The 11,703-nt window shown below is 41.1% G+C and carries 12 protein-coding genes; 4 read left to right on the forward strand and 8 right to left on the reverse strand.

What is annotated here, in order from left to right; all coding sequences use genetic code 11:
- Positions 1-43 precede the first annotated feature (43 nt).
- From METTI_RS04340 to METTI_RS04350, 3 genes are read left to right on the forward strand one after another with little or no spacing between them, the layout of a single operon-like run.
- Entirely contained in the window at positions 44-535 is a 492-nt protein-coding gene (locus tag METTI_RS04340) for a 3-isopropylmalate dehydratase small subunit (RefSeq protein WP_048135147.1), read from the forward strand.
- Between the two features lie 10 nt (positions 536-545).
- On the forward strand, positions 546-1,412 hold the full coding sequence (locus METTI_RS04345) for a DUF7714 family protein (protein WP_023844605.1): 867 nt from the start codon (positions 546-548) through the stop codon (positions 1,410-1,412).
- A gap of 34 nt (positions 1,413-1,446) precedes the next feature.
- A complete protein-coding gene (locus METTI_RS04350; RefSeq protein ID WP_023844606.1) occupies positions 1,447-2,451 on the forward strand; it encodes an isocitrate/isopropylmalate dehydrogenase family protein in 1,005 nt (334 codons plus the stop codon).
- Between the two features lie 98 nt (positions 2,452-2,549).
- On the opposite strand, the gene flaJ is transcribed toward METTI_RS04350, so the two are convergent.
- The 6 genes from flaJ to METTI_RS04380 form a co-directional block, all read right to left on the reverse strand.
- On the reverse strand, positions 2,550-4,205 hold the full coding sequence (gene flaJ / locus METTI_RS04355) for an archaellar assembly protein FlaJ (protein WP_023844607.1): 1,656 nt from the start codon (positions 4,203-4,205) through the stop codon (positions 2,550-2,552).
- A 9-nt stretch (positions 4,206-4,214) separates the two neighbouring features.
- Complete coding sequence (locus tag METTI_RS04360; RefSeq protein ID WP_023844608.1) at positions 4,215-5,876, reverse strand: type II/IV secretion system ATPase subunit; 1,662 nt, start codon at positions 5,874-5,876, stop codon at positions 4,215-4,217.
- A 19-nt stretch (positions 5,877-5,895) separates the two neighbouring features.
- Positions 5,896-6,591, reverse strand: coding sequence for an ATPase domain-containing protein (locus METTI_RS04365; RefSeq protein ID WP_023844609.1), 696 nt, complete (start codon positions 6,589-6,591; stop codon positions 5,896-5,898).
- A 13-nt stretch (positions 6,592-6,604) separates the two neighbouring features.
- The gene (locus METTI_RS04370) at positions 6,605-7,111 is read right to left on the reverse strand and encodes a flagellar protein G (RefSeq protein WP_023844610.1); all 507 of its coding nucleotides are present in this window, start codon (positions 7,109-7,111) and stop codon (positions 6,605-6,607) included.
- A gap of 76 nt (positions 7,112-7,187) precedes the next feature.
- A complete protein-coding gene (locus tag METTI_RS04375; RefSeq protein WP_023844611.1) occupies positions 7,188-7,619 on the reverse strand; it encodes a flagellar protein F in 432 nt (143 codons plus the stop codon).
- A complete protein-coding gene (locus tag METTI_RS04380; RefSeq protein ID WP_023844612.1) occupies positions 7,609-8,967 on the reverse strand; it encodes a FlaD/FlaE family flagellar protein in 1,359 nt (452 codons plus the stop codon). Before METTI_RS04380 ends, METTI_RS04375 begins: the two co-directional genes overlap by 11 nt.
- A gap of 154 nt (positions 8,968-9,121) precedes the next feature.
- On the opposite strand from METTI_RS04380, the gene METTI_RS04385 reads away from it, so the two are divergent.
- On the forward strand, positions 9,122-10,141 hold the full coding sequence (locus tag METTI_RS04385; protein ID WP_023844613.1) for a methyltransferase domain-containing protein: 1,020 nt from the start codon (positions 9,122-9,124) through the stop codon (positions 10,139-10,141).
- Here the strand turns inward: METTI_RS04385 and METTI_RS04390 are convergent.
- Together METTI_RS04390 and METTI_RS04395 are read right to left on the reverse strand one after the other, a co-directional pair.
- On the reverse strand, positions 10,138-10,512 hold the full coding sequence (locus METTI_RS04390) for a response regulator transcription factor (RefSeq protein ID WP_023844614.1): 375 nt from the start codon (positions 10,510-10,512) through the stop codon (positions 10,138-10,140). The genes METTI_RS04385 and METTI_RS04390 overlap by 4 nt on opposite strands.
- 70 nt (positions 10,513-10,582) lie before the next feature.
- Entirely contained in the window at positions 10,583-11,638 is a 1,056-nt protein-coding gene (locus METTI_RS04395) for a response regulator (protein ID WP_023844615.1), read from the reverse strand.
- Positions 11,639-11,703: the final 65 nt, after the last annotated feature.

Raw genomic sequence — 11,703 nt, forward strand, 5'->3', positions numbered from 1 at the left:
ACACTTACAAATAATATCATGCAGAAGCTAGCCATAAGGTGATATATTGGACAATATAATCAAGGGAAAAGCATGGATATACGGTAGCGATATCGATACGGATGTAATAATTCCCGGAAAATACCTGCGTACAAAAGATATGCAGGTTTTTGCAGATCATGCTATGGAAGGAATTGATCCTGAGTTTTCAAAAAAAGTGCAGACAGGCGATATCATTGTCGCTGCTGACAACTTTGGTTGCGGCTCATCCAGAGAACAGGCTGCACTGGCACTCAAATATGCTGGTGTAGGTTGCGTAATTGCAAAATCATTTGGAAGGATCTTTTTCAGAAATGCAATCAATGTAGGACTGCCATTGATGGAAGCAGATGTAAAGTGCAACGAAGGCGATGAAGTTGAAATAGATCTGCTTCAGGGAACAGTAACCGTAAATGATAATGTGTTCCAGGGAAACAAACTTCCTGATTTCCTGCTTGAAATGCTTACTGAAGGTGGCCTTGTAGCACACAGAAAAGCACAGAAGAACAAACAATAACGAGCATCAAATGATATTTCCGGATGAATATAAACACGTCGGGCATAGTAAAGAGATGCCTGACGGTGAAGACAGGCGTATCTACTTTCTGACAAGGTACATGATAGTGGAAAACTGCGAAACTGGTAACTATTCTCTCTTTGAAGTCGAACATCAGGGAGAAGGACTTCTCAGGGATGCTACCTGTCTTAAGGAACTGGCTTCAGGTGAAGAGATTGTACGCTATGAAAAGGAACTTAATATTAAAGACAGGGCACTTCTCATAGACACAGCAACTGAAATCTGTAAAAGCAAAGAAAAAGTCAACACTGTCATATTCACTGGCATAGACAAGCACCTGACTTTCGTACACAAACCCGACCCTTCTGAAATTATTGAAATTGAGATTGTTGACATTTTTCCTCCTGAGCCTTCGTGGCTTGCAAGCGTTGTCCGCAGGATTGAACAAAGCGGTGTATGGGGAGATTTATCCATACATTTCTCAGAGAACCTTACAGACCTAAGACAATTTGAAGGAGAGAACACAGTATTTCCATGTTCTTCTTCCGGACTAAAAGGTAAATGCCTGGATTGTGATGTTATTGAAGAAGACGGTGCACTGCTGGTAGGTTGCGAGATTTCAAAGAGTCTTTTTGAGTCCAGATTCCCGGGAATTGAGTACTCATTTGTGAACATCTGTCCCTTCAAATCAGACATATTCAAACCCACCAGGGTTTTCATTACAAGATGCTGCCGTGCTGAGAATTCCGGAATTGTTACAATTGCAGGCATAAAGGGAGCCGTTGTACACTGGGGAGCTTCTGAATTTGACGTGACCATGGCAATCAGGAACCTTGTTCAGGAGCTAAAGCTTTCAGTTAAGAAAGACAATTTATAATTGTAGATATTATGGAAATAATCGGGGAATTGATATGAAACTTGCAGTTATAGAAGGTGACGGAGTAGGGAAAGAGGTTATACCTGTTGCACTGGAGGTTCTTGATGCATTTGGACTTGACGTGGAAAAAGTTCCTCTGGAACTCGGATATGGCAGGTGGGAAAGAACTGGTGCTGCCATTACAGATGAAGATATAGACTTACTGAAGGGATGTGATTGTGTCCTTTTTGGTGCGGTGACAACACCTCCTGATCCTAATTACAAAAGCGTTCTATTGACAATCCGCAAGGAACTTGATATGTACGCAAATATCCGTCCAATACGCCCCCTTCCTTCAATAAAAGGAATTCATGACAGGACAGATTTCAACTACATTATAGTTCGGGAAAATACGGAAGGACTTTATTCAGGAATTGAAGAGATTGGCGAAGATGTATCCACCACTAAAAGAGTGATTACAAGAAAAGGATCAAAGAGAATTGCAGATTATGCAAGCAAACTCGCAGGAAGCAGGACTAACAAACTGACAATAGTTCACAAGTCCAATGTAATGAAATCTGACAAATTATTCCTTGATGTTTGCCGCCAGTCTGCAACAGATGCAGGAGTTACTCCCAGTGACGAACTGGTGGATTCTTTTGCATACAACCTTATAAGAAATCCCTGGAATTATGACGTAATCGTTACCACTAATCTGTTTGGAGATATTCTCAGTGATATGTCAGGAGCTCTTGTGGGCGGACTTGGTCTTCTGCCAAGTGCCAATATCGGTGAGAAATATGCGTTCTTTGAACCGGTTCACGGAAGCGCACCGGATATTGCAGGAAGAAACATCGCAAATCCTCTTGCCACAGTACTCAGTCTTAAAATGTTGCTTGAATGGCATGGAGATATGGCCGAAGCGGGAATTCTGGAAGAGGCTATTGATACCTCTCTGAATCATGGGATCTGCACTCCGGATCTTGGAGGGAAAAGCAGTACATCCGAAGTTGGTGAGTTCTTAGCAAATTACATCAAAACAAGAGTAAAACATAATTAGGCCAGGGCTTACTTTCTGGCCTAATTTATTATATTCATTATACGTTCCACATTCACCATACTTACCATTTTTTATTTTTGTATAGGATAATTCTTTTGTCACGCAATACCCAGTAGTGATGACACTGCTGCCATTGTAACCACAGCACTTGCACCAGATATCCATACCATTATGACAAAATCAATTGTAGCACTGAGCATGTGACCACCGTCTACAATTCTAATCAGGATAGCGGACATTAATGAGTGACCCACCATAATGGCCATAACCATATTTGATAGCGTATTAATGTTCCCTACATTGGTATAAAGAACCATTCCCATGGACATACCTGCCGGCATTTCCACAGATGAGAACATATCCTGCATAAGCCCGACAACACCAAGAGAAATATACATGGTAAAACCTATACCACCGGTCAGACCATACAATACGCCCACAAGACTTCCGGCAGACTGGGATCTTTTCTTTCTGAGAGTAACTATCTTGTGGAAATTAGTAGCAATAATGTCACCTATGACCTCAGGCTGACCACCAAGATTGGTTGCCTGTACAAACATACCTGAAAAACGCTGGATAAGGTTACTTCCGGTATTTGAAGCGAAATATTCCCAGGAACTGAACTTGTTTATTCTTGTAACAAGCATTTTGTAAAGATTATTCACATCGGTTGTCAGAGGTCCGAAGTCGTGTGCCCTCAAAGCCTTAAGAGCATCATCAATGACACCACCCCTGGCACCTGCTGAACTTCCAAGGGAACGGATAAATGCCGGGAAATTCTCATCTTTTCTTCTGATACTTTTCTCTATTTTTCTTGAAACATGACCTGTGTATACCAGAGGAGTCAGCACCATGGCTACTGCAATACTTGTTTCAATTTTACCATAGAGGACCACGGCAATGAGAACAACAATGCAACCTGCAATTGATACAGGTATTGAACGATATAGTGTCAGCTTGTTTTCAGTCATGTTTGTCGACTGACTCCATGCAGGGTCTTTTGGTATCTTGCTCTTTGTGAACATTACCATTACAACATCAGTTACAAGGAAGATGACAACCACTACACCCATGAGCAGTTCGGCATTCATACCGGTTATCACAGGCATGATTACAGCAAAAGAAGCCATGAAAATCAAAGACATTACAAGGGAAACGAAGAGTTCCTTGATAATTTCAACAACATAGAGTGCACCATTGTACATTGCCTCGTACTCGTTCATCACAACGTTCTGCTCTGCAAACAGGAAAGTCTTCACATCTTCTCCTGACTGGAGAGCATGCGCAAACCTATCAAGGAAATCCTCAAATATTATGGAAGGAGTCCTTTTGGAAATGAAACGGCATGCATCCGCAAGACTCAGGTGCCATACTGTTACGAGATTATATATTTTCCTTGTTTCTTCTGCAAGTTCCTGGTAATCCTCATTTTCAGAAACAATACGTACAATATCTATCCTCGGGGTTTCTGCTGTTGCAATTGAACCCATCTGGGTTATGTAATAGTGCATATTATTGTCAATTCTGGAAGCTTTAGCAGCCAGGATAGAAAGAGGATAAGAGAATGCAAATACGATACATACAACCGGTAGCAGATAAGGTATATACCTGGCAGATCCCACAAATATTGTAGGGAGTAATGCAAGAAGAAGGATTGAGAATAAAAATCCGAAAAGTATGATAGGCAAAGCAAACTTCTTGAAATAAACCTTAGGCTCCATTCCAAGATTCTTGAATGCTTTCTCATAGCTCACAAAAACACCTCATACTGAAAATGGAAGACCGTCTATACCATGCTTATAGAAATTAACTATGATTTCAAGCACGTCATAATAATCTTCGATGCCCCTTGATTTCATTTCGTCCAGTATTTTGGCCCGAAGGAAAAGATCCTGATAAATAGCCCTCTTATCTTCATAACCAAGTTTAGTAGCAATCTTGTCCTCAAGGATGTAACTGTTGTTCAAACCACGGAACTTGTGAGTGTCAGAATCAGGTTCCCATTGGAAAACAGCTCTTGTTGCCACACCGCCTATTTCCTCGTAGTAGCCTTCTATTTCCTCAATTGCAAGGGCACGCCTGAGGAACTTACCTTTTCGGTAAACAGCCGAGAGAATCATTGCAATGTTCAGGTTATCTATGAAAGTTACAGGCACATTAATAGGATCAGCTGTAAGACGCTGTATCATCTTGGATACCGCAGATGCGTGGAAAGTTGCCAGCACCGGGTGCCCGGTCTGCATACCCTGAAAAGCAACGTTACCTTCGGCTCCTCGAATCTCACCTACGATGATATAGTTTGGCCTTGACCGCAGAGCCGCTTTTAGAAGGGCAAAAGTATCTACCCTTGATTCGGGAGGACCTTCTTCACGAGTAATCAATTGCTGCCATACAGGCTGTGGAGGCTGAACTTCGGCTGTATCCTCTGCAGAGAAAATCTTGGCTTTCGGGTTAACAAAAGCAAGGCATGCATTGAGCATTGTAGTTTTTCCACTTGCGGTTTCACCACTAAAGAAAATACTCATACCATTCTCAAGGCACATCCACATGTAAGCAGCCATTTCAGCATCCAGTGCGCCCCATCCTATAAGCTGGATTATACTTACAGGAACCTCACTGAATTTACGCATGGTAAAACTGCTTCCACGCTTACTGACATCTATACTGTAAATAATATTGATACGTGAACCATCAGGGAGAGCACCATCTGCAATCGGCCTTGCATCACTTACAGGACGACCGATACGTTCACTCATACTACGCAGCCAGTTGTCAAGACCTTCTTCATCACCAAATGTCAGGTCGGTTTTAATTGTGTCAAAGATCTTGTGGACAATAAATACATTGTCTACACCGATACTGCTGATATCTTCAAGATACGGGTCCCTGATAATCGGTTCAATCGGACCGGAACCTATGATATCCCTCTCAAGATGATAGAGAATTTTATTGTATTCACCCTGAGTCATGGGGACTTTTTTCTGAACCGGCATGAGTTTCTGGAGAATATCAAATTTGCCTCCTCCCTCTTCATCGTCCATACTGCCACCTGAACCTATGTCTATAGATTCATTGAACAGTTTTGTAATAAGATCTTTAAGTTCTGCCTCAGTATTTGGAACAGGTTCATTGGATGATTTTTCCAGAATAATGTCCAGAGTCGCTTTATACTTCTTTTTTTCCAGATCATTAAGTTCAGGCTCTACTCCATAATAGTTGATCTCTCCCTGTTCTTCACCACCATAAAGGTGTATGAATACAGGATCGCCAACCGGGAGAATGATATTAACTTTATCCCTGTCAATATCTTTTCCAAGACTTACCATGAAAGTTGGTTCGTCTTCACCGGTCTCACGCATGAATTTCTTTACATATTCACCCAGATGAGGGTTCCTTTGTACTGCTTTCTGAAATTCTGCATCCATATTACCACTACCTTCAAGATTATGATACTGAAGCGATCTCTACTACAAGACCTACCTTCGGTTCTATTCTGAAACCAATCATCTGCCCTACAGGGCCTTTGGCACCCGTGAACTTGTTAACGACAATAGTCCTCTTGACTTCACTTCCCAGGGGTTTTGATTTCAGAGTAATGTAAACGTCACATGAAGAACGGAACATTGAAGCAAGATCTTCTGTCAGCTGGTTTGGCTCTATTGTCAGAATTATGACCTTGCCCATACCATTCAGTTTTTTGAAAAAAGAAATCAGATCAAGAGTTTTCTCTGTATTGGCACTGTATTTGATAAGTGAGGAAAGAGTATCAATTATGATTACATCCTTTTCAAAAAGTTCCTCTGCAGCCATCAATCTTTCAATAAAATCAAAACGGGATTTTGCTGCCTGAACAAGCGGAATAACAGGTATGTATAAAAGCAAACCATTCAAAAGAAATGGGGCTATGGGGTAATCCATTGAATACATCTGGTTAATAAAGCCCTTTGTTGTCATTTGTGTGGAGACAAACGTAACACTGACATCGTTTTCGTTTAACCCGAATGAAAGACGCTGGGAAATTGTACTTTTTCCGCCACCACTGCCACCTTCAATTACAACAAGTGAACCGGCAGGAAAACCTCCTCCTAATTTATCATTCAGATCATCCCTGGGGATTGCAAATGCATTGATCTTTGCCATTATTTGCCTCTTATTACGTTTTAAAATTCATTGCACCGGATTTTCCATTGTCAGCTGCAACCAGCACTCTGTGATCACCTGCTTCCAGAGGAGAAGGAGTGGTTGTTACGTTCAAAGTGAGGATTTCTCCTGGCCTCCATACAATATCCCCATCTGTAAGCGCAGCATTGACATCCACAGGCTCTATAAATATACCATCTACAAGTACAGTCACATATTCGGGAGCCAGTTCAGTCTTACCAGTATTCTTTGCGTAAAATGTGTATTTGCCGGAACCGCCGTCATATGGAATTATCTCAGGATCGTTCACAATGGTTATGTCAGTCCGCATCTGTTCGGACAATATTTTGCTGCTTGCACTGGATGAAGCAATCATGGACTGGACATTGCCGGAGATAAGAACAACTACACTGATAGCCAGAACCATTGCGGCTATGAAGAATATCATGTGCGTTACTGCGGTTTCTGCACCTGTATCTTTCAGTAAGGTGTTTCTCTCTGTTCTTAGCATGCTTCTCATGTTTTTCGGCCAGCTTGATGCAAATAGAATTAGAGTAGTAATATATAATTAATAGTATATAAGATTATTATTTAGTTCAGACTACATATGAACTATAAGCAGAAACGCCGTTGCGAGTAACAACTTTTACACGATGGGATCCTGTACCGGAAAGGTCAGTAACTGTCATATTACGCGTCTCAGCAGGCGTCCAGGTTGCTGCAACATCACTATAAACATAGGATTCCAGATTACCATCAACAAGAACATTGAGCTCATCAAAGAGAACAGTCTCACTGCCTGTGTTTGAAAGTGTCACTGTCAGGTTGTAGGTGCCTGAATAGTTCCCGGGAACAGCACTTTCCACTTCAATATTGGTTTTGAGTTTTGAATTCTGCATCTGGTACTGTTCTTCAGAAGCATCGTTTACAATATCATTAGAAGTGTTAAGCATGGAATATGAAAAAGAACCAACTACAAGAGCAGTAATGAAGAACATGACTGCAACAACAGAAATTTCAAATCCCATACAATTCCTCCAGACCGTGCTTTACCTTTGCCATTTCCCTGTCAATGGAACTGAGCATGTTCCTGTCAATCTTGCGGCCGGATAGCCTTTCAATGAAGAGCAGGGATTTTGTGTGGTCTTCCGGCAAAAGACGCCATGTGGGCTTTTCAACATAATAATCGATTCCACGGGCATATGCCATTATCTCTGACATGACATCTTCGCTTATCCATCCGATATCAACATAATAATCAAGTGCATCCATCAGGTTATTTCTTCCCACTCTTTCCATGAGGAACTCTATCCAGTTAAGAAGGACAACAACACTTGTAGGATCTGCTTTTATGAATTCAAGCCTTACAAGAGGCAGCGAAGCTTTCTTTTCAACCGGAGCATTTTCTGCTTCGACTCCTGTTTCCTCTGCTTCTTCAGGTTCCTGTATACTGTTTTTAGCCTGAACTTTTTCTTCACTCTTAGAAGCAACAACTTTTGAACTGCCCGAAGCAGGAACCGGACGGTTTTCAAGGTCTTCAAGCCTGGTAGTTATAGTGGAAGTTGTTTCTGCAAGGTCAAGCAAATTCTGATTAATAGAATCTGTACGTGTGAATAATTCATCTGTTTTTGAGTTTAACTGCTCAATGCTTTCATGCATCATTACCATAGCATCTGCGAATGCCTCCATCTTGGATTCAAAATCCTGCATCCTGGAGGCTGCTTCTTCAGAGATACCTTTTGGCATACTCATTTTCTGGGCAGTGGCATCTAACTCATTTTTCAGAAGAACCATCATGTCACCCATCTCAGTAAGACGGGTCTCTGTTTTTTCAAATCTCTCTATCGTATCCCTGGAACCAGCGCCGTCACCCACAAAAGGATTCACCTGGTTTGATACAATTTCGTAAAGGGATAGCAGTTCAAGGACACTCTGGTCTATCTTGTCCACAGTTTTTCTAATTTCCTCATTGTCCCTCTGGACCATGTTAAGAGTTACATCTGCCTTTGAAACTTTGGACTCAACTTCCTTGATCTTTTTACGGTTCTCCTCCAGCATCTCATTATCTACTGGAGCAGCCTGGGGAGCAGCTTGCCCTGGCATTCCAGGGGGGCCACCGGGTGCTTCTCCGGGAGCAGGAGGAGCCATACCAGGAGGAAACGCAGAATCGCCAGGTGCACCTGGAGCCATGCCCGGAGGAACACCGGGCGCAGGCGGCATACCGGCAGCAAGATCAGGAACTGAACCAAGATCCGGCCCACCCTGCATGAAAGGAGGTGTATCACCACTACTAAACGGAGAGTCGCCTCCTTTATTCTTGCCCTTTTTGGAAAGAACAGAAGTCACTTTTTTGATCTTATCACTAAATCCGGCCATAATTCCACTGGTTTTATTTAATTTATGAGAGATATATCTATACGTTGGACAATATACCCTTAATAATATATATAAATTATGAATAAAACATCCGTTAAGCTTATTGTGAATTCAGATGATTTTAAATCATTTACCTGACTTGTAGGAGGAGTCCATGGCACGTAAAAAGCAATTCAAAACAGAAATGATATCCGACAAGGATGGTATAAGATTTGCAACTCCTGAACCTGTTGCTGAGTACAGGGCAAAGAGGCTGCAATGCAAGACAATAGCCGACATCAGTTGTGGAATCGGCGGACAGGCACTCTTTTTTGCCAGATACTGTGATTTTGTCTATGCTATTGAGATTGACCCCAAGAAAATAGCTTTTGCAAAAAAGAATGCTAAGGTAATGGGTGTTGATAACATAGAATTTATTGCAGGAGATGCACTGTCTTCCGAAGTCATTGGAAAACTACCCAAATTGGATGTTGTCTTTTCAGATCCTGCAAGACCTCCTACAGAAAAGGAAAGAAGCATTGACAATCTTAGTCCATCTATCCCTGAAGTGATGAAAGCTTATGCTGGTATTTCATCTAATTTTGCTTTTGAAGCACCTCCTCAGTTGTCTCCTGAAAAAATACCTTTTGACTGCGAAAGAGAATACATGTCCCTGGAAGGAAAGCTCAACCGGCTTAACCTCTATTTCGGAGAACTCAAAAAAGCTGATGTTTCTGCTGTTGCACTTCCAGGAAGCAATATCATCAGGAAAACCGGAAACATCGAACCTGTCAGGAAAGTTGAAGAATCTGCTCTTTACGCATATGAACCTGAAGAATGTGTGATTAAAGCAGGTCTGCTTGAACAGCTTGTTGCAGAGCTTAAAAAAGAATCAGATGATATTTCAATCTTTGACATTGATGGCAAAAGAACACTCCTCTGTTCAAAATCTGAAATCCAAAACAGCCTTTTTAAAAACAGATATAAAAGATTGCTTGTTACCGATACCAACTATTCACAGGTTAATTCATATCTTAGGAAAAACTCATTCGGCAAAGTAATTGTCAGGGCAGCCATTGATCCTGAAAAATACTGGAATGTTCGCAATGAGCTGGAAAACGGACTCAATGGTGAAAGAAAGGCACACCTTTTCGTAAAAGATGAGAAAGCAATATTATATGAAGTGCTGGATTAATGAATTTTCATTTCCAGCAATTCTTTCGTTCTCTGAATAAGTTCCTTTCTGCTGAAAGGTTTTGTGATATAGTCGTCTGCCTTGAGAACATGCAGACCGAGCATTTTGTCAAATTCCTGACTCTTTACCGTAAGCATAGCTACAGGTAAAGTGGGCTCCTTTTCTTTTATCTTATGGAAAGTTTCCCATCCATTCATATCAGGCATCATGATATCAAGAAGAATCGCATCAGGGTGTTCCTCTTCAATTGATTCAAGACAGTCAAATCCACTTTTTGCTCCGATAACTTCTATATCTTCAGATTCCAGGATCAACTTTACAAGGTCAATGGTATCGGGTTCATCATCCACGACCATGATTTTTGGACACATTACTGAGACATCTCCTAAAACGTTTTTATTATAATTATATACCAATCAAATATTCATTTGAGATATATAATTATTCCTCTTCAACCCATCCAAGACGGCGCATTACCATCTTTATCCTTGCTTTGACCTCTCTCTTGTCAAAAGGTTTTGAAATATAGTCATCAATTCCAAGTTCCATGCCTTTGACCTTGTCTTCAATAGCGGTCTTAGCTGAGATCATAATTACAGGGATATCGCTTGCTGCCTTGCTCTTTTTAAGATTTTCAACCACTTCATAACCATCCATATCAGGCATCATGATGTCTAATAGAATAAGATCAGGAAGCTCTTTAAGTGTTAGATCAATCGCATCCTGGCCATTGTGGGCTACTATGAAGTCGTATGGCTCGCTTATAAGAGAAAGCTTAAGAAGTTCAGGAATATCCGGTTCATCATCAACAATAAGAATCTTCAGGCGCTCACGCTTGATCTTTTTCTGCATGGGTTCAAATTCAATAGAACCTTCTTCCACAGAATATCTGAAATCAAAATCCTTCATTCCGATTTCAGCATGGATTTCACCTACGTTGGTAATATCGATGACAACATCAAAGAAAGAAGTGATAAGAACCTCTGTCTCGGAAGGCAGGATGTTACGCGAAAGCATGGAGACGATGCTGCCATCATTCTCTGCTACTTTCTTCTCTATAAACTGGACAAAATTCTCCACAACCTGCATTGTGTCGCTTGAAAGCACATTCATGTTGTCTATGATCAGAACTGAGTTCTGGTGATTCTGGAAGATATTTGAGATATGGGATGCCATCTTTGTATAATCTGCAACTGAACTGCAGTAGAAAGTATCATCATGGTGCTCCTTACCCGGTGCATCAATATCAATGAAGAACAGCTTTCCTTCATAATTGATGTCAAATCCAAAATCTTCGAATCTTGACAATATTTTATCCCTGGAAGAATTTAAGCATAGCCAGACTATGCTCCTTTCTGACTCTTCTTTCAGTATATCCGATACAAAAAAATAGACAAGCCTCTCGATAAAACTATCCACCGGAGCAAGGAATAATGTATTTTTCCGGGACAGCTCTGTTCTGAGGGTTGAAAGGATTTCCTGCGTTTGAGCATTCATTGCCAAGTACCTTTTAATTTTGTTTAGTAAATAATATTAGATTTATTTTCTTATTAATGTTTGGG

Source organism: Methanolobus tindarius DSM 2278 (assembly GCF_000504205.1).
Taxonomy (GTDB): domain Archaea; phylum Halobacteriota; class Methanosarcinia; order Methanosarcinales; family Methanosarcinaceae; genus Methanolobus; species Methanolobus tindarius.